The 26472-nt window shown below is 72.2% G+C and carries 26 protein-coding genes; 10 read left to right on the forward strand and 16 right to left on the reverse strand.

Going from position 1 to position 26472, the window contains the following annotated elements:
• The first annotated feature begins 68 nt into the window (after positions 1-68).
• On the forward strand, positions 69-1124 hold the full coding sequence (locus tag ACFQSB_RS10390) for an SIS domain-containing protein (RefSeq protein WP_380825895.1): 1056 nt from the start codon (positions 69-71) through the stop codon (positions 1122-1124).
• On the forward strand, positions 1121-2257 hold the full coding sequence (nagA, locus tag ACFQSB_RS10395) for an N-acetylglucosamine-6-phosphate deacetylase (protein WP_380825897.1): 1137 nt from the start codon (positions 1121-1123) through the stop codon (positions 2255-2257). The genes ACFQSB_RS10390 and nagA overlap by 4 nt, the downstream gene beginning before the upstream one ends.
• A gap of 254 nt (positions 2258-2511) precedes the next feature.
• Here nagA and ACFQSB_RS10400 read toward each other — a convergent pair whose 3' ends face one another.
• Positions 2512-3630 carry a GuaB3 family IMP dehydrogenase-related protein gene (locus tag ACFQSB_RS10400; RefSeq protein WP_354924559.1) on the reverse strand — a complete coding sequence of 373 codons (1119 nt, stop codon included), beginning with the start codon at positions 3628-3630 and terminating at the stop codon, positions 2512-2514.
• A gap of 120 nt (positions 3631-3750) precedes the next feature.
• Positions 3751-5229: an IMP dehydrogenase gene (gene guaB, locus ACFQSB_RS10405; RefSeq protein WP_354837473.1), complete on the reverse strand. Its 1479-nt coding sequence runs from the start codon at positions 5227-5229 to the stop codon at positions 3751-3753.
• A 522-nt stretch (positions 5230-5751) separates the two neighbouring features.
• Here guaB and ACFQSB_RS10410 point away from each other — a divergent pair.
• Positions 5752-6129 (forward strand): DUF5319 domain-containing protein, encoded by a 378-nt coding sequence (locus tag ACFQSB_RS10410; protein ID WP_354837475.1) that lies wholly within the window; start codon positions 5752-5754, stop codon positions 6127-6129.
• On the opposite strand, the gene ACFQSB_RS10415 is transcribed toward ACFQSB_RS10410, so the two are convergent.
• From ACFQSB_RS10415 to groES, 4 genes are all read right to left on the reverse strand, one after another.
• On the reverse strand, positions 6090-6296 hold the full coding sequence (locus ACFQSB_RS10415; RefSeq protein ID WP_354924561.1) for a hypothetical protein: 207 nt from the start codon (positions 6294-6296) through the stop codon (positions 6090-6092). The genes ACFQSB_RS10410 and ACFQSB_RS10415 overlap by 40 nt on opposite strands.
• A complete protein-coding gene (locus ACFQSB_RS10420; RefSeq protein ID WP_354837622.1) occupies positions 6293-6919 on the reverse strand; it encodes a sigma-70 family RNA polymerase sigma factor in 627 nt (208 codons plus the stop codon). The genes ACFQSB_RS10415 and ACFQSB_RS10420 overlap by 4 nt, the downstream gene beginning before the upstream one ends.
• A gap of 307 nt (positions 6920-7226) precedes the next feature.
• Entirely contained in the window at positions 7227-8849 is a 1623-nt protein-coding gene (groL, locus tag ACFQSB_RS10425; RefSeq protein WP_380825900.1) for a chaperonin GroEL, read from the reverse strand.
• Positions 8850-8957: 108 nt separating this feature from the next.
• Positions 8958-9269 (reverse strand): co-chaperone GroES, encoded by a 312-nt coding sequence (gene groES / locus ACFQSB_RS10430; protein WP_055482820.1) that lies wholly within the window; start codon positions 9267-9269, stop codon positions 8958-8960.
• Positions 9270-9584: 315 nt separating this feature from the next.
• Here groES and ACFQSB_RS10435 point away from each other — a divergent pair, with 315 nt between their 5' ends.
• Together ACFQSB_RS10435 and ACFQSB_RS10440 are read left to right on the forward strand one after the other, a co-directional pair.
• On the forward strand, positions 9585-10781 hold the full coding sequence (locus ACFQSB_RS10435; protein ID WP_380825902.1) for a class I SAM-dependent methyltransferase: 1197 nt from the start codon (positions 9585-9587) through the stop codon (positions 10779-10781).
• Positions 10782-10999: 218 nt separating this feature from the next.
• Positions 11000-12691, forward strand: a complete 1692-nt coding sequence (locus tag ACFQSB_RS10440; RefSeq protein WP_380825905.1) for a coiled-coil domain-containing protein — start codon at positions 11000-11002, stop codon at positions 12689-12691.
• Between the two features lie 145 nt (positions 12692-12836).
• Here ACFQSB_RS10440 and tsaD read toward each other — a convergent pair whose 3' ends face one another.
• The 10 genes from tsaD to ACFQSB_RS10490 all read right to left on the reverse strand — a co-directional run bounded on the left by tsaD (position 12837) and on the right by ACFQSB_RS10490 (position 21631).
• Complete coding sequence (gene tsaD / locus ACFQSB_RS10445; RefSeq protein WP_380825906.1) at positions 12837-13868, reverse strand: tRNA (adenosine(37)-N6)-threonylcarbamoyltransferase complex transferase subunit TsaD; 1032 nt, start codon at positions 13866-13868, stop codon at positions 12837-12839.
• Positions 13861-14334 (reverse strand): ribosomal protein S18-alanine N-acetyltransferase, encoded by a 474-nt coding sequence (gene rimI / locus ACFQSB_RS10450; RefSeq protein WP_380825907.1) that lies wholly within the window; start codon positions 14332-14334, stop codon positions 13861-13863. The genes tsaD and rimI overlap by 8 nt, the downstream gene beginning before the upstream one ends.
• Entirely contained in the window at positions 14331-14999 is a 669-nt protein-coding gene (gene tsaB / locus ACFQSB_RS10455) for a tRNA (adenosine(37)-N6)-threonylcarbamoyltransferase complex dimerization subunit type 1 TsaB (protein ID WP_354837489.1), read from the reverse strand. Before tsaB ends, rimI begins: the two co-directional genes overlap by 4 nt.
• Before the next feature lie 194 nt (positions 15000-15193).
• The gene (locus ACFQSB_RS10460) at positions 15194-15745 is read right to left on the reverse strand and encodes a class F sortase (RefSeq protein WP_354837495.1); all 552 of its coding nucleotides are present in this window, start codon (positions 15743-15745) and stop codon (positions 15194-15196) included.
• A gap of 22 nt (positions 15746-15767) precedes the next feature.
• Positions 15768-16415 (reverse strand): hypothetical protein, encoded by a 648-nt coding sequence (locus ACFQSB_RS10465; protein WP_380825909.1) that lies wholly within the window; start codon positions 16413-16415, stop codon positions 15768-15770.
• Between the two features lie 184 nt (positions 16416-16599).
• Positions 16600-17055 (reverse strand): tRNA (adenosine(37)-N6)-threonylcarbamoyltransferase complex ATPase subunit type 1 TsaE, encoded by a 456-nt coding sequence (gene tsaE / locus ACFQSB_RS10470; RefSeq protein ID WP_380825911.1) that lies wholly within the window; start codon positions 17053-17055, stop codon positions 16600-16602.
• 76 nt (positions 17056-17131) lie between these two features.
• Positions 17132-18304: an alpha/beta fold hydrolase gene (locus ACFQSB_RS10475; RefSeq protein ID WP_380825914.1), complete on the reverse strand. Its 1173-nt coding sequence runs from the start codon at positions 18302-18304 to the stop codon at positions 17132-17134.
• A gap of 13 nt (positions 18305-18317) precedes the next feature.
• Complete coding sequence (alr, locus tag ACFQSB_RS10480; RefSeq protein WP_380825916.1) at positions 18318-19448, reverse strand: alanine racemase; 1131 nt, start codon at positions 19446-19448, stop codon at positions 18318-18320.
• 182 nt (positions 19449-19630) lie between these two features.
• Complete coding sequence (locus ACFQSB_RS10485; RefSeq protein ID WP_380825918.1) at positions 19631-21133, reverse strand: NAD(P)H-hydrate dehydratase; 1503 nt, start codon at positions 21131-21133, stop codon at positions 19631-19633.
• Positions 21134-21280: 147 nt separating this feature from the next.
• Positions 21281-21631: a holo-ACP synthase gene (locus ACFQSB_RS10490; protein ID WP_354837507.1), complete on the reverse strand. Its 351-nt coding sequence runs from the start codon at positions 21629-21631 to the stop codon at positions 21281-21283.
• A gap of 88 nt (positions 21632-21719) precedes the next feature.
• On the opposite strand from ACFQSB_RS10490, the gene coaA reads away from it, so the two are divergent.
• The 5 genes from coaA (at position 21720) to ACFQSB_RS10515 (ending at position 26469) form a co-directional block, all read left to right on the forward strand.
• Positions 21720-22622, forward strand: a complete 903-nt coding sequence (gene coaA / locus ACFQSB_RS10495) for a type I pantothenate kinase (protein ID WP_380825966.1) — start codon at positions 21720-21722, stop codon at positions 22620-22622.
• 9 nt (positions 22623-22631) lie between these two features.
• Positions 22632-23603, forward strand: coding sequence for a DUF389 domain-containing protein (locus ACFQSB_RS10500; protein WP_354924582.1), 972 nt, complete (start codon positions 22632-22634; stop codon positions 23601-23603).
• A gap of 151 nt (positions 23604-23754) precedes the next feature.
• The gene (locus tag ACFQSB_RS10505) at positions 23755-24663 is read left to right on the forward strand and encodes an ABC transporter ATP-binding protein (protein ID WP_380825919.1); all 909 of its coding nucleotides are present in this window, start codon (positions 23755-23757) and stop codon (positions 24661-24663) included.
• Positions 24656-25555 (forward strand): ABC transporter permease, encoded by a 900-nt coding sequence (locus ACFQSB_RS10510; protein ID WP_380825922.1) that lies wholly within the window; start codon positions 24656-24658, stop codon positions 25553-25555. The genes ACFQSB_RS10505 and ACFQSB_RS10510 overlap by 8 nt, the downstream gene beginning before the upstream one ends.
• Positions 25552-26469 (forward strand): ABC transporter ATP-binding protein, encoded by a 918-nt coding sequence (locus ACFQSB_RS10515; RefSeq protein WP_354837515.1) that lies wholly within the window; start codon positions 25552-25554, stop codon positions 26467-26469. Before ACFQSB_RS10510 ends, ACFQSB_RS10515 begins: the two co-directional genes overlap by 4 nt.
• Positions 26470-26472: the final 3 nt, after the last annotated feature.

Genomic DNA, 26472 nt, shown 5'->3' on the forward strand with positions numbered 1-26472 from the left:
GTCTGCGCAATCATGCTCATTACTGTGATAAAACCCGCAGAAGAGAGCAAACGCGTGGAGGAGGGCCCGTGACAACGCACACCGAGATGGAGATCGCCTCGCAACCGGCCTGCTGGCGCCGCGGAGCCGAGATGGCCGCCACCGCGGCCCTCCCGCGGCCCGGCGAGCGCGTGGCCGTCGTCGGCTGCGGCACCTCCTGGTTCATCGCCCAGGCGTACGCCGTCCTGCGCGAACGCGCCGGTCACGGCGAGACCGACGCCTTCGCCGCCTCCGAGGCGCCCATCGCCGTGCCGGCCTCCGCGAGCCCCCGCACCCGCCAAGCCCCCCTCGGCGCACCCACCTCCGCGGGTGCTCACACCACCAAAGTCCCGCTCGCCACACCGACCTCCGCGGGTTCCCCGGCCGCCGAAGCCCCGCTCGCCGTACGGACGGCCGCGGCCCCGCCCGGCGCCGGGGCCGCCTACGGCCGGGCCTACGACCGGGTGCTCGCCCTGACCCGGTCCGGCACCACCACCGAGGTGCTCGACCTGCTGCGCCGCCTCGACGGCACCCCGGTGACCGTCGTCACCGCCGACCCGCGGACCCCCGTGATGTCCCTCGCCGACGAGGTCGTGGTCCTCGACTTCGCCGACGAGCGGTCGGTCGTCCAGACGCGCTTCGCCACCACGCAGCTCGCCCTGCTGCGCGCCCACCTCGGCGAGGACCTCGGCCAGGCGATCGCCGACGCCGAACGCGCCATCGCCGAGCCGGTTCCCGAGGCCTTCGTCGCGGCCGAGCAGTTCACCTTTCTCGGCCGGGGATGGACGTGCGGGCTGGCGCAGGAGGCCGCGCTCAAGATGCGCGAGGCGTCCCGTTCCTGGACCGAGGCGTACCCGGCGATGGAGTACCGCCATGGGCCGATCAGCATCGCCGGCCCCGGCCGCGTGACCTGGATGCTCGGCACCGCCCCCGAAGGGATCGCCGAGGACGTGCGCGCGGCGGGGGGCGCCTTCGTCGGTGGGAACGCCGATCCGATGGCCGAGCTGGTCCGCGTCCAGCGGGTCGCGGTGGCCCGCGCCAAGGCCCTCGGCCTGGACCCCGACCAGCCACTTCACCTGACCCGATCTGTGATCCTGTCCTCATGAGCATCACACTGGCCGACGCCCGCGTCGTGACCCCCGCAGGTGTGCACGACGGCTGGATCACCATCGAGGACGGGCGCATCACCCATATCGGCCGCGGACGCGCCCCTCACGGCGACGGGCACGGCCTCGACGGGCGGTACGTCGTCCCCGGGTTCGTCGACGTCCACACTCATGGCGGCGCCGGCGGGTCGTTCCCGTCCGGCGACCAGGAGGAGGCGCGGCGCATCGCCGCCTTCCACGCCGCGCACGGCACCACGACGATCATGGCGAGCCTGGTGACGGCCTCGCTCGCCGACATCGCCCGCGCCACCACCGCCCTGGCGGAACTGTGCGAGGACGGCGTGCTGGCCGGCATCCACTTCGAGGGGCCCTACATCGCGCGATCCCGCTGCGGCGCGCACGACCCGGCTCTGCTGCGCGACCCGTCCCCCGGCGAGCTCGCCGGCCTGCTCAAGGCCGGACGGGGGCACGTCCGCATGCTCACCATCGCCCCCGAGCTGCCCGGCGGGCTCGACACCATCCGCGCGGCCGTGTCGGACGGTGTGATCGCCGCCCTGGGGCACAGTGACGCCACCTACGACCAGGCGATCGCCGGCATCGAGGCCGGCTGCACGGTCGCCACCCACCTCTACAACGCCCTGCCGTCGCTGCACCACCGCGAGCCCGGGCCCGTCGCCGCGCTGCTGGAGGACGAGCGCGTCACCGTCGAGCTGATCAACGACGGGTTGCACGTCCACCCGGCCATGCTCCGCCTGGCCGCCCGCGCCGCGGGCACCGGCCGCGCGGTACTGATCACCGACGCGATGGCCGCCGCCGGCATGGGCGACGGCACCTACCGGCTCGGCCCGATGGAGGTCGAGGTGTCCGGCTGCGCAGCGCGGCTGGTCAAGGGCGGCGCCATCGCCGGCAGCACGCTGACCATGGACGTCGCCTTCCGCCGCACGGTGCGGGAGGTCGGCCTGTCGGTCGCCGACGCCGCCGTGATGGCCTCGCTCACCCCCGCCCGCGTGCTGGGGCTGGACGACCGCGTCGGCTCCATCGCCGTCGGCAAGGACGCCGACCTGGTCGTCCTGGACGAGGACCTCACCGTCCACCGCGTCATGAGACACGGCACCTGGATCACCGCCCCATGACCCGGGAGGCTCTCCCCCGCGGGACTCCTGTAGCTGATCGTGGTGCCGTGGAACGCGCGGGTCTCCCGCCGCACATGGCGCCGTCCTCGCCGCCCACCACCCCACCGTCCCGGCGCCGAAACTCCCACCCGTCCACGGCGGAAGGCGAAAGCCCCCAGCCGTGAACGGCGGTAAGGGTCAGCTTGGTACCCATCGAGGCCCGAGTGCCCGACGGCCGAGGACCACCCCTGACGCCCAGCCTCCACGCGGGTGGGTCAGGGGACGTGGGGGGCTACCACTACCTCGACGCGCTGGAACTCTTTGAGGTCGGAGTAGCCGGCGGTGGCCATGGTGCGGCGGAGGGCGCCCATGAGGTTCATGGAGCCGTCGGCGACGGTGGACGGGCCGTGCAGGATCTGTTCGAGGGTGCCGATGGTGCCGACCTCGACGCGGGCGCCGCGCGGGAGCTCGCCGTGGTGGGCCTCGGAGCCCCAGTGGTGGCCGCGACCGGGGGCCTCGGCGGCCCGGGCGAGGGGCGAGCCGACCATGACGGCGTCGGAGCCGCAGGCGATGGCCTTGGCGATGTCACCGGAGCTGGTCATCCCGCCGTCGGCGATGACGTGGACGTACCGGCCGCCCGACTCGTCGAGGTAGTCGCGGCGGGCCGCGGCGACGTCGCCGATCGCGGTCGCCATCGGCACGGCCACGCCGAGCACGGTGCGGGTGGTGTGGCCCGAGCCGCCGCCGAACCCGACCAGCACGCCGGCGGCGCCGGTGCGCATCAGGTGCAGGGCCGCGGTGTAGGTGGCACAGCCGCCCACGATGACCGGGACGTCGAGCTCGTAGATGAACTGCTTGAGGTTGAGCGGCTCGGCGCGGCCGGAGACGTGCTCGGCGGAGACCGTGGTGCCCCGGATGACGAAGATGTCTGCGCCGGCGTCGATGACGGCCTTGTAGTGCTGGGCGGTGCGCTGGGGCGACAGCCGCGCCGCGGTGGTGACGCCCGCGGACCTGATCTCCTCGATGCGGCGGCCGATGAGCTCGTCGCTGATCGGGGCGGAATAGATCTCCTGCAGGCGCTTGGTCGCGGCCTCGCCGTGCATCTCGGCGACCTCGGACAGCAGCGACGCCGGGTCCTCGTAGCGGGTCCACAGACCTTCGAGGTCGAGGACGGCGAGCCCGCCGAGCCGCCCGATCTGGATGGCCGTCCTGGGCGAGACGACGCTGTCCATGGGGCTCACCACGACCGGCAGGTCGAAGCGGTAGGCGTCGATCTGCCAGGCGATGGAGACCTCTTCGGGGTCGCGGGTGCGCCGCGACGGCACGATGCCGATCTCGTCCAGCGCGTACCCGCGGCGTCCGCTCTTGCCACGCCCGATCTCTACCTGAGTCATGCTCTTGTCGTTCCCGTCCCTCGGTGAAGCCGCCGCTGTACTCGCGCGTCCTCGTACGTCATTACCCTCGCGCGCCCCGTTCGTCCACGGGGCGCGTCATCCCATCTGGCGCGCGCGGAGTCAGCGGCCGTGGTAGTTGGGGGCCTCTACGGTCATCTGGATGTCGTGGGGGTGACTCTCGTTGAGGCCGGCCGAGGTGATGGGCATCAGCTGGCCGTTCTCGTGGAGGTCGTCGATGGTGCGCGAGCCGGTGTACCACATGCCCTGGCGCAGGCCGCCCACGAGCTGGTGGGCGACCGCCGCCACCGGGCCGCGGTAGGGCACCTGGCCCTCGATGCCCTCGGGGATGAACTTGTCCTCGCTGGCGACGTTCTCCTGGGAGTAGCGGTCTTTGCTGAAGGAGCCGCCGCGCTCGCGGTTGCGGACGGCGCCCAGCGACCCCATGCCGCGGTAGGACTTGAACTGCTTGCCGTTGATGAAGATCAGCTCGCCGGGCGACTCTTCGCAGCCGGCGAGCAGGGAGCCGAGCATGACGGTGTTGGCGCCGGCGGTCAGAGCCTTGACGATGTCGCCGGAATACTGCAGGCCGCCGTCGCCGATCATCGGCACCCCGGCGGGACCGCAGGCGAGCGACGCCTCGTAGATGGCCGTGACCTGCGGGGCGCCCACCCCGGCCACGACGCGGGTGGTGCAGATGGAGCCCGGGCCCACCCCGACCTTGACGGCGTCGGCGCCGGCGTCGATGAGCGCCTGGGCGCCGGCGCGCGTGGCGACGTTGCCGCCGATGACGTCGACCCTGCCGTTGGCCTTGATCTTGGCGATCATGTCGCACACCCCGTGGGAGTGGCCGTGGGCGGTGTCGACCACGATCACGTCGACGCCCGCCTCGATCAGCGCCATGGCGCGCTGCTCGGCGTCACCGGCGACGCCCACCGCCGCGCCGACGACCAGGCGGCCGTCGGAATCCTTGGTGGCGAGAGGATATTGCTCGCTCTTGGTGAAGTCTTTGACCGTGATGAGGCCGCGCAGCCTGCCCTCGGCGTCGACGAGGGGGAGCTTCTCGACCTTGTTCTGGCGCAGCAGGTGGAACGCCTGGTCGCGGGAGACCCCGACCGGCGCGGTGACCAGCGGCATGGGGGTCATGACCTCGCGCACGACCCGGCTCTGGTCGGTCTCGAAGCGCATGTCGCGGTTGGTGACGATGCCGACCAGGACGCCGCCGCGGTCGGTGACCGGGACGCCGGAGATGCGGTAACGGGCGCAGAGCTGCTCGACGTCGGCGAGGGTGTCGTCGGGCGAGCAGGTCACCGGGTTGGTGACCATGCCGGCCTCGGAGCGCTTGACCAGATCGGCCTGCTGGGCCTGCTCTTCGATGGAGAGGTTGCGGTGCAGGATGCCGATGCCGCCCTGACGGGCCATCGCCACGGCCATGCGAGCCTCGGTGACGGTGTCCATCGCGGCGGAGACCAGGGGGATGCGCAGCGTGATCGACCGCGACAGGCGGGTGGTGGTGTCGGCGTCACCCGGCTGCAGATCGGAGTACGCGGGCACCAGGAGCACGTCGTCGAACGTGAGCCCCGGCTCGGTGAACTTGGCCATCTGCAACCCTCCTGCCATGGCGCTCTCAAGATGGGGAAAGGCGCCGGCCCCCTGCGGTCAGTTTAGTGGTCCGCTCATCACCGGCTCGGCGACCCTGTGGACAACCGGCCCGACGATCAGGCGGCCGTCCGTACCTGTGGATGAACGGGTCGAGAGATCCGATGATCTGCCGGTTCGGTGGGCGGCCGGTCGATGTGGCACAGCGGACAGAGAAATTTCAGGTCCTGTCATCTTTTCGGCACCAGAGAGCGGAGATCTCAGTCCTGGCGCCCGGTGTGGACAACGCACGGCGAGGCGTCACGCTTCCCTCGGCCCGCGAACCCCTGCCCCATCGGCGCAGACCGTCCCTTCCCTGGAGAATCGGGGTCTCCTGCTCGCCGGGCCGGCGCTCCTCACGCCGTCAGGCGGCGTGTGGCCGCCGTGACCGCTGTGCCACGGGAGGCGAAGGCGAGGTGGCGGGCGTCCTGGGCATCCCCGCCACTTGCCCTCATCAGGGTAGGTGGGGGTCATAAGGTGGAATGCGTGCTGGAAGACGTCCCCCGCGACCCCTTCGCGGAAGACCCCAACGACCCTGCCTCCGTGCTCGGTGATCTCGACGACTCCGAGCCGCTCACCACGACCGAACGCGAGGAGGCGCTGACCGACCTCGCCGATGTAGAGGTCTTCCGCTCGCTCCTTGAGCCCCAGGGGGTTCTCGGGCTGGTCCTCGACTGCCCCGAGTGCGGTGAACGGCACTACTTCGACTGGGACCTGCTGCGCGGCAACCTGCGGCAGATGATCGACCACGGCCGCCCCCAGGTGCACGAGCCGGCCTTCGCCCCCGACCCGGCCGACTACGTGAGCTGGGAGTACGCCAGAGGCTACGTCGACGGGGTGATCGACACCGAGGAGAGCCGCTGATCGACGTCCCTGGTGAGCGCCTGGAGCAGGCCCACCACAGGGTCGGCGTCCTGGTCGAGAGGCCGCCGCCCGGCGAGCGCGTCGATGATCGCGTCCGTCCTGACCACGTCGGCGTCGGCGTCGGACCCCCGTTTTCGCAGTGAACGGGCCGGGTGGAGGGCGGTCAAGCTATCGACTCCATGTCGGCCATCGCCCGCAGCCTTGCCAGCGCCCGATGCTGGGCGACGCGAACCGCACCTGGTGACATACCCAGTACGTTACCGGTCTCCTCGGCCGACAGTCCCGACACCACCCGCAGAATGATCAGCTCGCGCTGGTTCTCCGGAAGACGCGACAGCAGCGCGCGGGCGTGCTCGGCCTCGATGTAGCGCACCACGGTCTCCTCCGGCCCCGGCCCCTGGTCGGGACCGTCCGGCAGGTCCTGGGTGGGCACGGCGGAGCGCACCGAGCTGCGCAGCGCGTCGGCGACCTTGTGCGAGGCGATGCCGAAGACGAACGAGGCGAACGGGCGCCCCATGTCGCGGTAGCGCGGCAGCGCGGCCAGCACCGCGATGCAGACTTCCTGGGCCACGTCGTCGGCTATGTGGTAATGGCCGGACACCCGGCCCAGACGGGCACGGCAATAGCGCACCACCATCGGGCGCAGTTGCCCGAGCAGTGACTCGATCGCGGTGCGATCTCCTTGCACGGCGAGGCTCGTCAGATCCCTGAGGTCGGACTCGTCCGATCTCGTCGCAAGCCTTACCCCAGCTTTGGCGTCGGCGACGCATCCCTCGGTCACGTTAGGCATGATGCCCGCCACGATCGCGCATGTCGTCATAGTGAACGGATACGGATTGGTCACATTGACGCGACGATAACGCAGGGTAATCGAGCGAACACAGTAGTGTTTGCATATTTCACTCGCGACCCGAATTCGCTGGATATTCGTTAGATGTCGCACCAGCTCGCAGGCGGCGCGGAGCGCCCTGGCCGACGCACTGCCGCACCGGTCGGTTTACCGTCCCGTCAAATCGAGGGGCGGCAAAATCGATTCGACGCAAAAAAGCACGGCCCCCGCCCTGCGGCGGGAGCCGTGCTTCGATCGATTGATCGGATCAGTGGCCGTGACCGTGGCCGTGACCCTGGCCCGCGGCGGCCGGAGCCTCCTCCTCGGGCTTGTCGACCACGAGGGCCTCGGTCGTGAGCAGCATGCCGGCGATGGACGCGGCGTTCTGCACGGCCGAGCGGGTGACCTTGACCGGGTCGATGACGCCCTCGGAGATGAGGTCGCCATAGGAGCCGGTGGCGGCGTTGAGGCCGTGGCCGGCCGGCAGCTCGCCGACCTTGGCCGTGACGACGTAGCCCTCAAGGCCGGCGTTCTCGGCGATCCAGCGGGCCGGCTCGACCAGCGAGCGGCGGACGATGGAGACGCCGGTCGCCTCGTCGCCGGTCAGGCCGAGGTCGTCCAGCTCCTTGGCCAGGTGCACGAGCGCGGAGCCACCGCCGGAGACGATGCCCTCCTCGATCGCGGCGCGGGTCGCGGAGATGGCGTCCTCGAGGCGGTGCTTCTTCTCCTTGAGCTCCACCTCGGTGGCCGCGCCGACGCGCAGGATGCAGATGCCGCCCGACAGCTTGGCGAGGCGCTCCTGGAGCTTCTCGCGGTCCCAGTCGGAGTCGGTCTGCTCGATGGCGTGCTGGATCTCGCGGACGCGGTCCTGGATGGCCTGGGGGTCGCCGGCGCCGTCGACGACGGTCGCGGTGTCCTTGGTGACCACGATGCGCCGGGCCGTGCCGAGCACCTCGGTGCCGGCGTTGGCCAGCGTGAGGCCGAGCTCCTCGGAGATCAGCTGGCCGCCGGTCAGAATCGCCATGTCCTGCAGCATCGCCTTGCGGCGGTCGCCGAAGCCGGGCGCCTTGACGGCGACCGAAGTGAACGTGCCGCGGATCTTGTTGGTGACCAGGACGGCCAGGGCCTCGCCCTCGACGTCCTCGGCGACCACGAACAGCGGCTTCTTGGTCTGGGCGACCTTCTCGAGCAGCGGCAGGAACTCGGCGATCGAGGAGATCTTGCCCTGCTGGAGCAGGACATAGGCGTCCTCGAGGACGGCCTCCATGCGCTCGGGGTCGGTCACCATGTACGGCGACAGGTACCCCTTGTCGAACTGGAGACCCTCGGTGAACTCGAGCTCCAGGCCCATGGTGTTGGACTCTTCGACGGTGATGACACCGTCCTTGCCGACCTTGTCGAACGCCTCGGCGATCAGCTCGCCGATCTTGGCGTCCTGCGCGGAGATCGTCGCGACATTGGCGATCTCCTTCTTGTCCTCGACGGGACGGGCCCGCTCGAGGAGGCGGTCGCTGACCGCGCGGGCGGCCAGGTCGATGCCGCGCTTGAGGGACAGCGGCGACGCGCCGGCCGCGACGTTGCGCAGGCCCTCGCGGACCATCGCCTGGGCGAGCACGGTGGCGGTGGTGGTGCCGTCACCGGCGACGTCGTTGGTCTTGGTCGCCACTTCCTTGGCGAGCTGAGCGCCGAGGTTCTCGTAAGGCTTGTCGAGCTCGACCTCGCGGGCGATGGTGACGCCGTCGTTGGTGATGGTCGGCGCACCGAACTTCTTGTCGATGACGACGTTGCGGCCGCGCGGCCCGAGGGTCACCTTGACGGCGTCCGCGAGGGCGTTGACGCCGCGCTCAAGAGCGCGCCGCGCGTCCTCCTCGAACTCCAGGATCTTGGGCATTAAAAGGTCCTCCCAGCGTCAGGCCCCGGGCCTCGTGAAAGGGCCCGGGGCTTGACACGCGTATTCGGGTAAGGCTCCGTACAGGTGGTCGCTTACGCGCCCCGGGGCTTACTTCTCGATGATCGCGAGAACGTCGCGGGCGGAGAGCACGAGGTACTCCTCGCCGCCGTACTTGACCTCGGTACCGCCGTACTTGCTGTAGAGGACCACGTCCCCTTCCTTGACGTCGAGCGGGATGCGCTTCTCGCCGTCCTCGTCCCAGTTGCCCGGGCCCACCGCGAGGACCTTGCCCTCCTGGGGCTTCTCCTTGGCGGTGTCCGGGATGACCAGTCCGGAAGCGGTCGTCTGCTCGGCCTCAAGCGGCTGGACCACGATGCGGTCGCCGAGCGGCTTAACGGGAACCTTGGTGGCGGTCGTCACGATCGGACCTCCCCTTCAGATTGTGGTGATGAGCTGAAGAGGCGACCAGCGGCCTGCCGTCGCGGGTGTCAGACCTGCCTCGTCGCATTATTGATTGGCACTCTCACTAGCCGAGTGCCAACACTGAACAGTATGCAAGGCCGCCGACACAGTCAACACGGACAGGCCGCCCCAGGTCAGTCCGGTCATGAGCCACCGTACGACTCGCCCGAATTGTCCGCCTATGGGGGCAGCCTCGGCGCACGGTCGCGGTGACCCCGCGCGCTCACGAGGTCCTGCCACGCAGGCGGGAGCAGCGCGATAGCGTCGGGAGACGTGGACCTCTACGCCTTCCGCGAATTGCTGACCCCCCGCGGGCAGAAAGCCCTCGGCGAGGCCGTGGGCACTGTGACGGACGGCACAGATCCGGTGACGGCCGCCAGCCGGCTGAGGAAGACCTACGACGCCCCTCTCGCCGCGGCCGCCCTCACCCAGGCACGGCTCCGGGCGCGCGGCGCGGTCAAGTTCGGGCACGACGCCGCCCGCATGTACTTCACCCCCGACGGGCTGGAGCAGGCCACCCGCGCCGAGGTGGCCGCCCACCGCGCCCGCCGCTTCGCCGCCGGCGCACGCGTGGCCGACGCCTGCTGCGGCATCGGCGGCGACCTCATCGCCCTGGCCCGCGCCGGATGCGAGGTCGACGCCGTGGACCTCGACCCGCTCACCGTCGAGGTCGCGCGGGCGAACGTCCTCGCGCTCGACCTCGGCGACCGCGTCACCGTCCGCGCCGCGGACGCCGCGGAGGTGGACCCGGCGGCCTACGACGTGCTGTTCGCCGACCCGGCGCGGCGGTCCACCGGCAGGCGGGTCTTCGACCCGATGGGGTACTCGCCGCCGTGGCCCGCCGTGCTCGCCATGGTGGCCCGGGCGCCCGCCGCCTGCCTGAAGGTCGCGCCGGGCATCCCCTACGAGTTCATCCCGCAGGGCGCCGAGGCCGAATGGGTGTCCTACCGCGGCGAGGTCAAGGAGGCCGTCCTGTGGACGGGCGCCTTCGCCGCGGGCGGGGACCCGGGCTCCACCGAGACGATCCTGCGCAGGGCCACCCTGCTGCCCTCCGGTCACACGTTGCCGGCCGACCCGTCCCTCGGCGCGCCCGGCCACGGGCCGGTGGCGCGCTATCTGTACGAACCGGACGGCGCGGCCATCAGGGCGCATCTCGTGGCCGAGGTCGCCGCCCAGGTGTCCGGCCACCTGCTCGACCCGCACATCGCCTACATCACCGGGGACGACCCGGCCACGACTCCGTGGGCGTCGCGGTACGAAGTCCGGGAAACCCTGCCTTTCTCCCTCAAACGCCTGCGCGCCGCACTCCGGGAACGCCGCGTCGGCACGGTGACGCTGAAGAAACGCGGTTCGGCGCTCGACCTGGAGCGCCTGCGGCGAGATTTGCATCTTTCCGGGGATAACTCGTGTGTCGTGGTGCTGACCCGCATCGGCGAACGTCCCTTCGCCATCATCTGCGACCCATCCTGACCTGCCACGATGCCTTTCGCCGCCAACAAATGGGGGCAATCCAGCGATAATCACGATGTTTTAAAGTCGGACCCGAAAGTCACCGGCCGAGCCACTACAGTTGGCCAACGCGCGGGATTCTGCCTGATCCATGGTGCACCCGCCCGATTCGCCACAGAGAACGACCGTACCGACCCCACCGCCGTGCGGCCGACCGCCCGCGAGTGAAGGAGCTTTCGGTGGATCACTCCAACCACACCCTCCTCCAGGCTGGAAGCCAGACCGCCATCTCCGACCGCATGCGCGAACTGCTCGCCAGGGCGGCGCAGGACCACGTCTACGAGCAGCGCACCCAGGGCGCCGTGCTCGACGAGATCCGGCAGCGGCTGGAAGGCATGGAGTGGTTGCTGCGGGAGGTCCGCGAACGCGAGCTCGGCGGGTTGAACGGCGCGCTGGAAGGGGTCAGCGGCCGGCTCGGCGAGCTGGTCAGCCGTCCCCCGGCCTGGGCGGAGGGCCTGGCGCAGCACGTCGAGATCGTGCGCGACCGCGTCGACGGGGTGGGCAACCGCGTCGCCGGGCTCGGCGACCGCATCGAGGCCGTCGGCGACCGCGTCAAGCCCATCGCCGAGCTGCCCGGCCTGTGGACCGACCTCGGCACCGTGCGCGAAGGCGTCGCCGAGGCCCTCAAGCGCCTCCAGGCGGTCCTGGAGGGCACCCAGGGCATGCCCGAGCTGACCAGGCGCCTCGCCCAGCTCGGCGCGAGCATGGAAGCCGCGGGAGGCCGCTTCACCCGGATCGACAAGGCCCTGCTCGACCTCACCCAGCGCACGGAGCGCGTCGAGGGCGGCGTCCTGGACCTCGGCGAGGGCCTGGACGAGACCCTCTCGTCGGCCGTCCAGCGCCTCACCGGCTCCATCGAGCGGCTCGCCGGCAAGGTCGACGGCATGACCGCCAAGCTCGCCGAGACCGAGACGTGCCTGGCCGCCCGCCTGGAGGGCGTCGAAGGCCGCCTTGCGCCGATGGAGGCGCTGGACGGGCGGCTCGAGAGCGTGGACCAGCGCCTCGGGAGCGTCGACGGGCGGCTCGACGGCGTCGACGGTCGGCTCGCGGGGGTGGGTGACCGGCTGGCCGGTTTCGACGGGCGGCTCGAGACCATCGCGGGACGGGTGGACACCACCGACGGGCGGGTGAGCGACCTGTCGGGCCGCTTCGACACGGTCGACAGCCACGTCGGGGCGGTCGAGGGACGGCTGGAGACGGTCGACGTCCGCCTGCAGAGCATCGACGGCCGCATTGAGACCGCCCAATCGTGCCTCACCGGGCTCGACGGGCGCGTCGACACGGCCCAGTTCTGTCTCACCGGGCTCGACGGCCGCATCGAGACGGTCCAGTCGTGCCTCGCCGGGGTCGACGGCAACCTCGCCGGCGTCAAACAGCAGATCGCCGACGCCGACGGCCGCCTCACCGACCTGGCCCAGCACCTCACCGGCGTCGACGGCCGCCTGTCCAAGCAGGACGAACGCCTCGGCGCCATCGACGCCGGGTTCGAGGACGTCAACGAACGGCTGGAGATGGTGGACGACCGCGTCGAGGCCGTCAACCAGCGGGTGGGGCAGCTGCCCGCGCTGCTGGAGGTCGGCGAGGTGCACAAACGCGTCGGCGAGCTGATCCGCGCCCAGGCCGACGACCAGGGCAGGCGGTTCGACACGCTCGACGAGCGGCTCACCGAGGCCGCGGCGGCCCTGCCGCCCCTGGGCGAGCTGGTGGAGCTGGTCCGCGCCCGCCCCGACCGCGACCAGCTCTCGGAAACCGTCGACCAGATCGTCCAGCCGACGCACCGCGACCTCACCCGCAGGCTCGGAGCCCTGGAGGAGACCATGCTGGCGCTCGCCGAGGCCCTCCTGCGCCCCGCCCGCTCCCCCAAGGACTGACCGCCTCCCGACCGCCCGGCGCCGCCCCTCCAACGGGACCGCTCCGGCGGCACCTCATGACGGACCACTCCGGCGGCACCTCAAGACGGACCATCCCGGCGCCGCCCCACGCCGCCCCACCCGACGGGCATCGGGTGGCGAGCCGTCAGACGTGGACGGTGGTCACGGGCATGGAGGAGTCGGCGGGAATGTCCAGCGGCGAGGGGGCCACCCCTGCCGCCACCAGCTCCGACCCGAGAGCGGCGATCATCGCGCCGTTGTCGGTGCACAACCCCGGACGCGGCACGCGCAGACGCACCCCCGCGGCGTCGCACCGCTCCTGCGCCAGCGCGCGCAGCCGCGAGTTGGCGGCCACGCCGCCCCCGATCAGCAGATCCTCCACCTCGTAGCGCCGGCACGCCTGCAACGCCTTGCGCGTCAGCACGTCCACCACGGCCTCCTGGAAGGACGCCGCCACGTCCGCCACGGGCACCGGCTCGCCCGCGCGCTCCTTGGCCTCCACCCAGCGCGCGACGGCCGTCTTGAGCCCCGAGAACGAGAAGTCCAGCGTGCCGTCGTCGTACTTGCCGCGCGGGAACGCGACCGCCGTCCCCGACCCCTCGGCCGCCGCGCGGTCGATGTACGGGCCGCCCGGGAAGGGCAGGCCGAGCACCCTGGCCACCTTGTCGAACGCCTCGCCCGCCGCGTCGTCCACCGTCGAGCCGAGGGAGATCACGTCCTTGGCGACGTCCGGGACCAGCAGCAGAGACGAGTGACCACCCGACACCAGCATCGCGATCGACGGCTTCGGCAGCGGACCGTGCTCCAACTGGTCCACCGCCACGTGCGCCGCCAGGTGGTTCACCCCGTACAGCGGCACCCCGAGCCCCAGCGCGTACGCCTTGGCCGCCGCGACCCCCACCAGCAGCGCCCCGGCGAGCCCGGGGCCCGCGGTGACGGCCACGGCGTCGATGTCGGAGAAGCGCAGGCCCGCCTGCTCCAAGGCGCGCTCGACGGTCGGCGTCATGGCCTCCAGGTGCGCCCGCGACGCCACCTCGGGCACGACGCCGCCGAACCGCGCGTGCTCCTCCACGCTCGAGGCGACCGCGTTGGCCAGCAGCGTGTTCCCGCGGACGATGCCGACGCCCGTCTCGTCGCAGGAGGTCTCGATGCCCAGGACCAGAGGTTCCTCAGCCATTCGCGTTCCCCGCCTCCTCCAGCTTTCTCATCATCATGATCGCGTCGGTCCCGTCGTCGTAGTACTCGCGCCGCAACCCGATGCGCTCGAACCCGAACCGCTCGTACATCGCCTGCGCGGGCGGATTGTCCGCCCGGACCTCCAGGAACACCGCCGTCGCGCCCCGGCGCCCGGCCTCCTCCAGCAGCGCCCGCAACATCGCGCTGCCGATGCCCGCCCGCTGGTGGCCCGCGTTCACGGCGATCGTCTGCACGTCCGCCTGGTCGCCCGCCGCCGCCAGCCCGGCGTACCCGACCACCTCTCCGGCGGCCACGGCCACGATGTAGTGCCGGGTGCGCGGCTGGTCGGCCAGCTCGCCCCGCAGCATGCCCTCGCTCCAGGCGTCGAACGGGAACGTCGAACGCTCGATCGCCAGAACCGCCGGCAGGTCGTTCTCGGTCATCTGGCGCAGCGTGGCGCCGGTCATACGGTGACCTTCTTCGGCGGACCGGGCACCCGGGCGTCCGGACGGCGCAGGTATATCGGATGCGGCGCCGTCAGCACCCCGTCGTCCCCAGGGGCGCCCGCGGCCAGGCGCTCGGCGGCCAGCCCGGCCAGCGCGCCCGCGGCCGGATAGTCGGCGGCGCCCGGCACCAGCCGGTCCTCGCCCACGATCTCGGCGTACATGCGCGCACCCGCCCCGAGCACCGGCAACCCGCCCGGCACATCCTGCGGACGGTCCACCGACGGGCCCTCCACGCGCGTGCGCATGTCCGCGTAGCGGGCCCAGAAGACCTCCTTGCGGCGCGCGTCGGTCGCCACCACGAACGGCTCGTCCAGGCCGCTCGCGTACGCCAGCACATCCAGCGTGCACACTCCGTACGCCGGGACGCCGGCCGTCAAGGCGAACGCCTGCGCCGTCACCAGCCCCACGCGCAGCCCCGTGTACGGCCCGGGACCCGCCCCCGCCACGATCGCCGTCACATCGCGCAGCGAGGCCCCCGCCTCGCGCAGAACCTCGCGCACGGACGGAACGAGCAGCTCACCGTGACGGCGCGCGTCGATCGTCGTCGACTCGGCGAGCACCCGCTCGCCGTCGTGAAGCGCCGCCGTGACGGCCGGAGTCGCGGTATCGAAGGCCAAGACCAGCACGAATCAAGCCTAGTGGTGTTTGGCTGTGCCTATGGCGCTCCCTTCGATCGCGCGGTGCTCGGGCGGGGGGCCAAGCCGTGGGAATTCGCGGTAATGAGCGGGGCGAGGGGCGGAGGGCGACATGGCAGGGGCGAGGCCCTGGGGCCATGAGGGATGGAGCTTCGGATGCCGGTGTGCGGCTGAGGGGGCGGACCTCAGGTGGTTCTGGAGGCGTAGACGATGATGTTGTCCAGGTATTCGTGGGTTTTGCGGTCGAAGACGCCGCCGCAGGTGATGAGGCGGAGGCCGTCGTCCACGTAGACGCGCTGGGCGGGGAAGTGGTCCTTGGCGATCTGCTCGATGGCGTCGACCTTGTAGGTGGCCGTCTTGCCGTCGCTGCGCAGGATCTTGACCAGGGCGCCCTTCTTGACGTCGCGGAGGCGGTAGAAGACCGCGGGGGCCGTCTTGGTGTCCACGTGCCCGATGATCACCGAGGCGCCCTCGTCGCCGGGCACGACGCTCTGGTCGAACCATCCGGCCGTCGCGGGCTTCTCGAACGGCGGCAGCTCGACCTCTCCGTCGTCGGAGAGCCCGAGCTTCATCAGGGGCGCCTTGAGGTCCAGTGAGGGGATGTCGATGCGCTTGGGGACGGTGGCGGCCTGCCGGGGCGCGGCGGCGTCCTTGTCCCGGTCGGTCATGGCGAACATGATCGTCCCGGTGACGAACCCGATCGCCACGACCTTCAGCCACTTGGGGGAGTCAGCCATGGGTGGTGCGGGGGCGCGAAGCTCAGCCGGTCTTGGACCTGCGGCGGGCCACCGCGACGCCGCCGGCCAGGGCCGCGGCGAGGGCCGCCGCGACCACCCCGCCGGGGATGCCGGAGGGCTCCTCGGCCGGTCCGCCGGCCGCCGTGCCGCCGCCGCCCGCGCGCGGCGCCCGGGTGGGCACGACGCGGTTGCGGGTGGGGGTCGCCGTGGCCTTGGGCCGGGCGACCACGGTGAGGGTGGCCTTGCCGATGTCGTTGGTGGCCTCGCACTTGACCTCGACCTGGTAGCGGCCGGGGTTTGCGTCCTCGTCGACGAGGGCGAAGCCGTGCACCTCCGGCGGCGGCGCGGCCGCGGTCACCGGGGTGGAGGTCGCGGCCGGGCTGGCCGGGGGCGGCTGGGTCAGGGTGACCAGGCCGGTGAACGCGTCGGACCGCGCGGTGGCACGGTAGGCGGTGCCGCCCTGCGGCAGCGGGCAGTACGCCCGGACCCTGATGGACCGCGTCGCCCCGCCCTGCACCCGGTCGGGAATGAGCTGGACACGGATGTCCTGCCTGCTCACCGACGGGCTCGGGGTGGGCGTCGGGGCGCCGCTCTGCGCCTCCGCCGTGCAGGCGACGCCTCCCGTGAGTAGGAATGCTCCAGCAACCGCGACCTGCCCGACCCTGTGCACCGTCGCACTCCACTTCGCCTGCGATACGACCCCGCCCGACACGACCACGCTTAGGCGCTACCCCACCTGCATACCCAGAAAAATAAGGGCAATCCATTGGAACGATCTTCATTCCGATGATCCATAGCAACAGGGGCGCGCGTCAAGGCTGGCTAGATTACCGGTCTAGATCGCGGAAAGGCGGTCAATCGAAGGAGCCGGGCATGTCCTTCCATCGCGGCCCGACGCCGCGCAGCCGCACCAGCCGCTCGTCGCCCGCGTCGCCGCGCTCGATGGTGATCTCGAGCCGGTCGTCGGCCAGACCCTCCACCAGGCCCTCTCCCCACTCGACCACGGTGACGGAGTCCTCCAGGGAGGCGTCGAGGTCGAGGTCGTCGACCTCCAGCGCGCCCCCGATCCGGTAGGCGTCCGCGTGGACCAGGGCCGGGCCGCCGGCCAGTGACGGGTGGACCCTGGAGATCACGAACGTCGGCGAGGTGATCGGGCCGCGGACCTTCAGCCCTTCGGCGATGCCCTGCACCAGCGTGGTCTTGCCGGCGCCCAGCGGGCCGGACAGCACCACGAGATCCCCGGGGCGCAGCAGACGGGCGACCTCCTCGCCCAGCGCCCACATCTCCTCGGTCGTCGCCGCGCGCCTCATCGTGGTCCCTCCACCGCGTGTCTGGTCGAACCGTGCATCGAACGCTCCCCCCGTACCCCGTACTTGCAAGGCCCGCTCACGAGGCCTCCTCCTCGCCGGGGCCCTCGTCCTGCTGTGGCGCCGCCCCGTCGGCCTTCCCCGAGCCGCCGGCGGCGACGGCGGACATGGTCGTCCCCGCCTCGTCCGCGGCCTCGGCGGGCCGCCCGGCCGCGGCGACCCTCTCGAGCAGTTCGGCGATCACCTCGTTGACGACCGCCGGCTTCTCCAGCAGCACCAGGTGCGAGGTGCCGGGGACCTCGGTGAGCCGCGAGGAGGGCACGCCGGCGTTGATCGCCTTGCTGTGGTCGGGCGGGGTCAGCCAGTCTTTGTCGCCCACGACGACCTCGACCGGCACCTTGCCCACGATGTCCAGCGCGGCCAGCTTGTCGTGCGACATCAGCGCCGGGTAGAAGTCGGCGATGACGTCGGTGGGCGTGGAGCGGATCATCGACTCGGCGAAGTCGACCACCGTGGGGCTGACGTTGGACGGGTCGCCGAACGCCAGGTAGCGCAGGGCGAGGAACGACACGTCGTTGCCGGCCTGCCTGCCCCGGTCGATGAGCGCGGCGCGGCGGCCGAGCACCGACACCGCCGGCGGCGCCGCCCAGTGGACGACCTTGGACACCAGCGCCGGCAAGCCCAGGGTGATCTCGGCCAGCTTGCCGGCCGAGGTGGAGATCAGCGCGACGCCGCGCACCTTGTCGCCGAACAGCTCGGGCCGGCTGTCGGCCAGCGCCATGACCGTCATGCCGCCCATGGAGTGGCCGACCAGCACGCACGGACCGGGCACCAGCTGCCTGAGGATCTCGGCGAGATCGTCCCCGAGGCGGTCGATGGTGCAGTCGTCGGCCGGAGTGCGCGCCGAGCGCCCGTGGCAGCGCTGGTCCCAGAAGACCAGGCGGTAGCGGTCGCGCAGGTCGCGCCGCTGGTAGTGCCAGGAGTCGAGGTTCAGGGTGTACCCGTGGCAGAACACGACGGTGAGCGGGGCGTCCTCGGGCCCGTCGACCTCGGCGTACAGCTCGACGCCGTCGGAGGTCTTGACGGTCGTGCGCCGCCCGCGCAGCTCGCCGAACGGCTCGCTCGCCTCCAGGTCGGGCCGCAGGCGGATGCGGCCCACGACGTACCGTTTGGCCAGGGCCGTGGCCGCGAGCCCCGCCGACGCCGTCCCGACGACCGCCCCGGCGATTCCGACCCTGCGCCGTGTCGACATTCACGACCTCCTATCAGCGGTGAACGCGCGGCACGCGTGAACCGATGCTGGTCACGATCTCATGAGTGATCGTGCCGAGGGAATCGGCCCAGTCTTGGGCGGTCGGCTCGCCCGCCGTCCCCGGTCCGAACAGGATCACCTCATCGCCCTCGCTCACCTCGTCGTCGCCCAGGTCGATCATGAACTGGTCCATGCACACCCGGCCGGCGATCGTGCGCCGCCGGCCCGCGGCCCACACCTGCCCGCGATTGGTCGCCGCACGCCTGACGCCGTCGGCGTAGCCGAGGGGCACCAGCGCCATGGTGGTCTCGCGCTCGGTGACGTAGAGGTGCCCGTAGGACACCCCCGACCCGGCCGGCACCCGCTTGACCATCGCCAGCCGGGCGGTGAGCGTCATCGCCGGGCGCAGCCCGAAGTCGCCCATCTCGGGGATGGGGCTCAGCCCGTACATCGCGAGGCCGGGCCGCACCATGTCGTAGTGGGCCCCCGGGATGTTCAGCGCGGCGGCCGAGTTGGCGATGTGGCGCAGGACGCGCGGCCCGGCCACCCCGGCCTTCTCGGCGACCGCGAGGGCGTCGTCGAACGCGGCGAGCTGGCCCTCGATCGCGGGATGCCCGGGGATGTCCGCGCAGGCCAGGTGGGACCACAGGCCGACGATCTCGACCAGGCCCTCGGCCTGGGCGGCCAGCGCCCGCTCGAGCAGCGCCGGCCAGTCGCCGGCGGTGGCGCCTCCACGGGTCATGCCGGTGTCGATCTTGAGGTGGACGCGCGCCGTGCGGCCGGCGCGGCGGGCCGAGGCCGCGATGTCGTCCAGCACCCAGACGGCGCCCGCCGACAGGTCCACCGCGGCGGCCACGGCGTCGTCGATGGGCTCGCCCGGGGTGATGATCCACGTCAGGATGGGCGCGGTCACGCCCGCGGCGCGCAGGTCCAGCGCCTCCTGGATGTAGGCCGTGCCGAGACGCGAGGCGCCGGCGTCCAGGGCGGCGCGCGCGCAGGGCACCAGGCCGTGGCCGTAGGCGTCGGCCTTCACCACCGCCATGATCTCGGCGGCCGGCGCGTGCCGGCGGACCACGGCGAGGTTGTGCGCGATGGCGGAGAGGTCCACCCGGGCCTGAGCCGGCGTCACGAGAGAACCGTCCATGGGGAAGCTCACCCTCTCAGTTTGGCAGTGACGGGCCGTGCCCGTGCCGGTCGGCGGCACGGGAGCCGGTGGCGCTCGCCACAGTGGTGCGGTTTGTCGGGATGGGCCGGGTCACGGCCTTGGACGCCGCCCCTCAGCGGGCGGCCGGACGCCGGGCGGGTCGCCCTGGACGGAGGCCGGGGTCAGGCACGCGCGGTGAGCGCGCGGACGGCGGCGGGGATCTCCAGCGCGACGTCGAGCGCCGCGATCGGCGCCTCGCCGCCCCGCGGATCCCCGGCCGCGAGCCGCCCGGCCAGGCCATGCAGGTAGGCCGCGCAGGAAGCGGCGTCATAGCAGCTCAACCCCCCGGCGAGGAAGGCTCCCGCGATGCCGGCGAGCACGTCCCCCGTACCGCCGGTGGCCAGCCATGGGGTGCCCGTGACGTTCACGCGGACCGGCCTGCCCTCCTCGGCGACCAGGGTAGTCGACCCCTTGAGAAGAACGGTCACTCCGAGCTCCCGCGCCGCATGCTCCGCGTAGTGCAGGCGCCGGGTCTCGATGTCGGCGGGCGCGACGCCGAGAAGGCGGCCGAGCTCGCCCGTGTGCGGCGTGATCAGCGTCGGCGCGTCGCGGCGCAGCAGCGTCCGGTCGCGGGAGACGACGGTCAGCCCGTCGGCGTCGACCAGCACCGGGACGTCGCTCGCCAGGACCGACCGTGCCAGCGCGTGCGCCTCGTCACCGGTGCCCATGCCCGGCCCGAGCACCCACGCCTGCACCCGGCCGACGTCGCCCACCCCCTCCTCAGGGGTGATGACCTTCGTCACCGCCTCGGGCCACCGGGCGCGCACCTGGGCGACCGGCTCGGCGGCGCTCGCGAAGCGCACCAGCCCGGCGCCGGCCCGCACGGCGCCGCCGACCGTCAGCACGGCGGCCCCGGTGAACCGGTCGCTGCCCGCGACGACGCCGACGACGCCCCTGCGGTACTTGTCGGACTCGGCGCCCGGCCGGGGCAGCCGGGCGGCGACGTCCGCGCCTGTGAGCGCGACGACCTCGGGGTCCGGCAGGTGCGGCCCGAGGCCGATGTCCACCGGATGCAGCGTGCCCACGCGGCTCGCCCCCGGGTCGATCAGCAGGCCGGCCTTGACCCCGCCGAAGGTCACCGTGAGGTGCGCGGCGACCGCCTCGCCCGCGACCTCCCCGGTGCTCGCGTCGACGCCGCTCGGCACGTCCACGGCGACGACGACGCCGGGCGCCCGCGCCGTCATGCGGGCCAGCGCCGCGTACGGCTCGCGCAGCGCGCCGGTGCCGCCGATGCCGACCAGGCCGTCCACGACGACGTCCGCCCGCTCGACCAGCCCGGCGAGCTCGCGGTCGGCCCCGGGGTCGCCGTCCTTCGCCTCCACGGTCCTGCCGCCGGCACGGCGCAGCTCGGCGAGGCCGCCCTCGTGCGTCCTGCGCCCGGCCAGGACGGCGTGCACCCGGGCGCCGCGGCGGGCCAGCAGGGCTCCGGCGTACAGCGCGTCGCCGCCGTTGTCGCCGCTGCCGACCAGCAGCACGACGCGGGAGCCGTACACGCGGGGCAGGACGTTCACGCAGGCCACGGCCAGGGCGGAGGCGGCACGGCGCATGAGCGTGCCCTCGGGGAGCAGTGCCATGAGCGCCCGTTCGGCCGCCCTGATCTGGTCGGAGGTGTACGCGGTCAGCATCTCACCGAATGTAGCCCGCACCGATCACCATCGCGAAGGGCACCCGCCGCGCGGTCACCGGCCGCCGGGCCACGCACCCGGCCGCCGTCGCCCGGCCGTCCTCGCCCGACCGCCGTCGTGTCATCGCGATCGTCCAGGGGTGCGGGGTCAGCCTTCGGCGATCACGTAGGCGATGGCGAGGCCGCCGTCGTGGCTGAGGGAGACGTGCCAGCGCCGGACGCCGAGCCGCGCGGCCACCTCGGCGACCCGGCCGGACACCCCGAGCACCGGCCGGCCGTGCTCGGCCACGGTGATCTCGGCCTCGCGGTGGCCGAGGCCGGGCGGCGCGCCCAGCGCCTTGGCGACGGCCTCCTTGGCGGCGAAGCGGGCGGCCAGCGACGCGACGGGAAGCCCCTTCTCGGCGTCGGTGAAGACGCGGTCGCGCAGGGTCGGCGTGCGCTCGAGGGCGGCGCCCAGGCGCGCGATGTCCACGATGTCCACGCCGATCCCCACGATCACCGCACCATTCTGCCGCAACACGGCCCCGCCGAGATCGAAGGCCGGGCCGTCAGTAGAGTTTGCCGCCATGGAGGCACCCAACCCGTACGTGGAGCTGAGCCGCGAGCACTGGCGGGACCTGCGAGAGAACACGCCTCTCACCCTCACGGCCGCGGAGCTCGAAGAGCTGCGCGGCGTCGACGACCCGATCGACCTGGCCGAGGTCACCGACATCTACCTGCCGCTGACCCGCCTGCTCAACCTCCACTTCACCGGGGCGCGGCAGCGCAGCGCGGCCGTCAACACCTTCCTCGGCGACGACCGCGAGCCGCCGCCGTACATCCTCGGCATCGCGGGCAGCGTCGCCGTCGGCAAGTCCACCACGGCGCGGCTGCTGCACACCCTGCTCGCCCGCTGGCCCGAGCACCCCCGGGTGGACCTGATCACCACCGACTCCTTCCTGTACCCGAACGCGGTGCTGGAAGAGCGCGGCATCCCGCACCGCAAGGGCTTCCCCGAGAGCTACGACCGCCGGGCGCTGGTGCGTTTCGTCGCCGACGTCAAGGCGGGAGTGCCCGAGGTCCACGCCCCGGTCTACAGCCACCTGGAGTACGACATCGTCCCGGGCGCCGCGCAGGCCGTGCGCCGGCCGGACATCCTGATCGTCGAGGGCCTCAACGTGCTGCAGCCCGCCCCGCCGACCGCGCTCGCCGTCAACGACTTCTTCGACTTCTCGATCTACGTGGACGCCAGGGTCGAGGACATCCGCTCCTGGTACGTCGACCGGTTCCACCAGCTGCGCCGCACGGCCTTCGCCGACCCCAAGTCCTACTTCGCCTACCTGGCCGACCTGTCGGAGCAGGATGCGACCCGCTTCGCCAAGGACGTCTGGCGCGACGTCAACGAGCGCAACCTGATCGAGAACATCGCCCCCACGCGCGGGCGCGCGGGCCTGGTCCTGCACAAGGGGGCCGACCACTCGGTGCGCCGCATCCAGCTCCGCCGCACATAGGCTTCGCCCGTGTTGCACTTACGGGTGATCTCCCCGTCCGACCGCACGGCCGACGTGCTGAGCCTGCTGGACGGCGCCACCGGCGTCACCAACATCGTCGTGATGCCCGGCGCCGGCCACCGCCCCAAGGGGGACGTGCTGCTCTTCGACGCCGCGCGGGAGGCCACCAACGAGATCATCGAACGGCTGAAGGAGCTGCGCCTGCCCGAGGACGGCTCGATCGCCGTCGAGCGGGTCGATCTGTCGCTGTCGCAGGTCGCCGACGCGGCCGAGGCCGAGGCGCCGGGCGCCCCCGACGACGCCGTCGTGTGGGAGGAGTTCTCCCGCCAGGTGGCGGGCGACTGCCGCGTCACCTGGGCGTTCCTCGCCTTCCTCACCATCGCCACGCAGCTCGCGGCGATCGGCGTGCTCCTCCCGTCCCTCATCCTGATCGTCGGCGCGATGGTCCTCGGGCCCGAGTTCGGCGCGGTCGCCGGCATCTCGTTCGGACTGCTGCGCCGCGACCGGCGGCTCATCGGCAGCGCCGCCCGGGCGCTCGTCATCGGGTTCGCCGTGGCCATCGCCGTCACCTGCGTGTGCGCGCTGCTCTACTCCGCCGTCGGCTGGATCACCCCGCACAGCCTGGACGGGCACGCCGAGGTGGAGTTCATCGTCAAGCCGGACAAGTGGTCGTTCATCGTCGCGCTGCTCGCCGGAGGGGCCGGGGTGCTGTCGGTCACGGCCGGCAAGTCCTCGGCGCTGGTGGGCGTGTTCATCTCGGTCACCACGGTGCCGGCCGCCGGGTACGCCGCCGTGGCCCTCGCGCTCGGCCGCTGGGGGGACGTCGGCGGCTCGGTCGTCCAGCTCGCGGTCAACATCGCGGGCATGGTGATCGCGGGCACGCTCACCCTGCTGGTCCAGCGTTTCTTCTGGTCGAAGTACGGCGTGCGCATCACGCGCGCCCCCGTCCAGCACGCGCGGGCGGGTTCGCGGCGCTCCTGAACCCCTCCCGGGCGCGTTCGCGGCGCTCGGCGTCCGCGGAGCCCTGAAGAAGCCCTTAGGGGGAACCGTCGCCGAGCCCGCCCCCCGGATGAGGCGGGGTTCCTCCGTGTGAGGGAGGCCCGGCCGCGCGGGCTTGGATAGTGTCCAGGTCATGACCATCCTCGCGACCGAGGGACTCACCAAACGCTTTCCCCGCGTGACGGCGCTCGACCGCCTCACCGTCACCGCGGGGTCGGGTGTCACCGGCCTGGTCGGCGCCAACGGAGCGGGGAAGTCCACGCTCATCAAGATCCTGCTCGGCCTGCTTCCCCCGACGGAGGGCCGCGCCACCGTCCTCGGCTTCGATCCCGGCACCCAGGCCCTCGACATCCGGCACGTCGTGGGCTACATGCCCGAGCACGACTGCCTGCCGCCCGACGTGTCCGCCACCGAGTTCACGGTGCACATGGCGCAGATGTCCGGCCTGCCGCGCACCGCCGCGCGTGAACGCGCCGCCGACACCCTGCGCCACGTCGGCCTGTACGAGGAGCGCTACCGGCCCATCGGCGGCTACTCCACCGGCATGCGGCAACGGGTCAAGCTGGCCCAGGCCCTCGTGCACGACCCCAAGCTGGTCTTCCTGGACGAGCCGACCAACGGCCTGGACCCGCAGGGCCGCGACGACATGCTGGCGCTGATCCGGCGCATCGGCACCGAGTTCGGCATCAGCGTCGTGGTCACCTCCCACCTGCTCGGCGAGCTCGAACGGGTGTGCGACCATGTCATCGTCATCGACGGGGGGCGCCTGCTGCGCTCCTCGGCCATCGGGGAGTTCACCCAGGCCACCCACTCGATCCTCGTCGAGGTCGAGGAGGGCGCCGACCGCCTGGCCGCGCGGCTCGGCGAGATCGGGCGGCAGGTCACCCCGCTCGGCCGCATGCTGAGCGTCGAGGCCGGCTCCCCCGACACCTTCGACGTCGTCCGGGACGCCGTGTGCGACCTGGATCTCAGCCTGGTCCGCCTTGAGCAGGGCCGCCACCGCATCGAGGACGTCTTCAGGGAGGAGGCCTCCCATGTCTGAGACCATCCCCGCGCCGGTCGGCGCCCCCACCGGCGTGATCCACGACATCGGCTACCGGCACTACGAGGGCCCGAGGCACGGGCGGGGCCACGCCTTCGCCGCCCTCGCGGTGCACAGCCTGCGCGGCGTCTTCGGCCTCGGCCGCACCGCCCGCGCCAAGATCATGCCGTTCGGGCTGGGCGCGGTCATGATGCTGCCGGCCGCCGTCTCGATCGCGATCATGGCACTGATCAAGCGCGAAGGACTGACGTACCCGTCCTACGCCGTGACGATGCAGGCGGTGCTGGCGGTCTTCCTCGCCGCCCAGGCGCCTTACCTGGTGGCCCCCGACCTGCGCTTCCGCGTGCTGCCGCTGTACCTGTCGCGGCCGGTCAAGACCGGCGACTACGTGGCGGCCAAGCTCACGGCCATGGCCGCGGCGCTGTTCCTGCTGGTCGCTGTGCCGCTGACCACCCTCTACATCGGCGAGCTGCTCATCGACCTGCCCGGGCCGCCGCACACCCACGACTACTTCGCCGCGCTGGGGACCTCGGTCGTCTACGCGGTACTGCTGGCCTCGGTCGGCGTGGCGCTCGCGTCGTTCACCCCGCGGCGCGGACTCGGCGTGGCCTCGGTCATCGCGGTCTACCTGCTCTCCTCGGCCATCTCCGGCGTGCTGGTCGGCGTGCTGATGTCGGTCAGCCGCGACAGCGCCGCCCAGTGGGCCTGGCTGGTCAATCCGTTCTTCCTGGTGGACGCCGTGCAGGTGTGGCTGTTCGGCACCGCGCCCAACAACGGCGACGGCTACCCGGCCGGGGCGGGCGGCCCGTTCGCCGCCGCGGTCGTGCTCGCGATCATCGCCGTGTCGGTGACCGCGCTCGTCCTCCGCTACCGCAAGGCGGCCTCATCGTGAACATCGAACTGGCACAGGTCTCCCGCTGGTACGGCAACGTCGTCGCCGTCAACGACGTCACCATGACCGTCGGGCCCGGCGTGACCGGGCTGCTCGGCCCGAACGGCGCCGGCAAGTCCACGTTGCTGCACATGATGGCCGGGTTCCTCGCCCCGTCCACCGGCACCGCGACCCTCGACGGGCGGCCGATCTGGCGCAACCACCAGATCTACCGTTCGATCGGCCTGGTCCCCGAGCGCGAGGCCGTCTATGGCTTCCTCACCGGCTGGCAGTTCGTGCTGTCCAGCGCCCGCCTGCACCGCCTGCCGTCTCCCGAGGACGCCGCGGCCAAGGCGCTGGCCATGGTCGAGATGGAGGACGCCAAGGACCGCCGCGTCGAGACCTACTCCAAGGGCATGCGCCAGCGGGTCAAGGTCGCCGCCGCCCTGGTCCACGACCCGCAGGTCCTGCTGCTGGACGAGCCGTTCAACGGCATGGACCCGCGCCAGCGCCTGCACCTGATGGACCTGGTCAGAGAGCTCGGATCCGCCGGGCGCACGATCTTGTTCAGCTCGCACATCCTGGAGGAGGTCGAGCGGGTCGCCCAGCAGATCGAGGTGCTGGTCGCCGGCCGGCACGCCGCCTCGGGCGACTTCCGCGAGATCCGGCGGCGCATGACCGACCGGCCCCACCTGTTCCGCGTGCGCTCCAGCGACGACCGGAAACTGGCCGCCGCGCTGATCGCCGACGCCTCCTCCGGCGCGGTCTCGCTGAGCGAGGCCGGCCTCGAGGTGCAGGCCGTGGACTTCCGCAGGTTCACCTGGCTGCTCCCCCGCGTCGCGCGCGACGCCGGCGTCAGCGTCTGGCAACTCTCGCCCGCCGACGAGGACCTGGAGAGCGTCTTCTCCTACCTGATCTCCCGGAGCACCCGATGACCG

It is taken from the genome of Sphaerisporangium rhizosphaerae (assembly GCF_042665155.1).
Classification (GTDB): Bacteria; Actinomycetota; Actinomycetes; order Streptosporangiales; family Streptosporangiaceae; genus Sphaerisporangium; species Sphaerisporangium rhizosphaerae.

Bases quoted from the DNA above. Each gene is read 5' to 3' on its own strand.
- nagA (WP_380825897.1), top strand. From the start codon at position 1,121: ATGAGCATCACACTGGCCGACGCCCGCGTCGTGACCCCCGCAGGTGTG.
- ACFQSB_RS10400 (WP_354924559.1), bottom strand. From the start codon at position 3,630: ATGACTCAGGTAGAGATCGGGCGTGGCAAGAGCGGACGCCGCGGGTAC.
- guaB (WP_354837473.1), bottom strand. From the start codon at position 5,229: ATGGCCAAGTTCACCGAGCCGGGGCTCACGTTCGACGACGTGCTCCTG.
- ACFQSB_RS10420 (WP_354837622.1), bottom strand. From the start codon at position 6,919: ATGCCTAACGTGACCGAGGGATGCGTCGCCGACGCCAAAGCTGGGGTA.
- groL (WP_380825900.1), bottom strand. From the start codon at position 8,849: ATGCCCAAGATCCTGGAGTTCGAGGAGGACGCGCGGCGCGCTCTTGAG.
- tsaD (WP_380825906.1), bottom strand. From the start codon at position 13,868: ATGGCTGAGGAACCTCTGGTCCTGGGCATCGAGACCTCCTGCGACGAG.
- rimI (WP_380825907.1), bottom strand. From the start codon at position 14,334: ATGACCGGCGCCACGCTGCGCCAGATGACCGAGAACGACCTGCCGGCG.
- ACFQSB_RS10460 (WP_354837495.1), bottom strand. From the start codon at position 15,745: ATGGCTGACTCCCCCAAGTGGCTGAAGGTCGTGGCGATCGGGTTCGTC.
- tsaE (WP_380825911.1), bottom strand. From the start codon at position 17,055: ATGAGGCGCGCGGCGACGACCGAGGAGATGTGGGCGCTGGGCGAGGAG.
- ACFQSB_RS10475 (WP_380825914.1), bottom strand. From the start codon at position 18,304: ATGTCGACACGGCGCAGGGTCGGAATCGCCGGGGCGGTCGTCGGGACG.
- alr (WP_380825916.1), bottom strand. From the start codon at position 19,448: ATGGACGGTTCTCTCGTGACGCCGGCTCAGGCCCGGGTGGACCTCTCC.
- ACFQSB_RS10485 (WP_380825918.1), bottom strand. From the start codon at position 21,133: ATGCTGACCGCGTACACCTCCGACCAGATCAGGGCGGCCGAACGGGCG.
- ACFQSB_RS10505 (WP_380825919.1), top strand. From the start codon at position 23,755: ATGACCATCCTCGCGACCGAGGGACTCACCAAACGCTTTCCCCGCGTG.
- ACFQSB_RS10510 (WP_380825922.1), top strand. From the start codon at position 24,656: ATGTCTGAGACCATCCCCGCGCCGGTCGGCGCCCCCACCGGCGTGATC.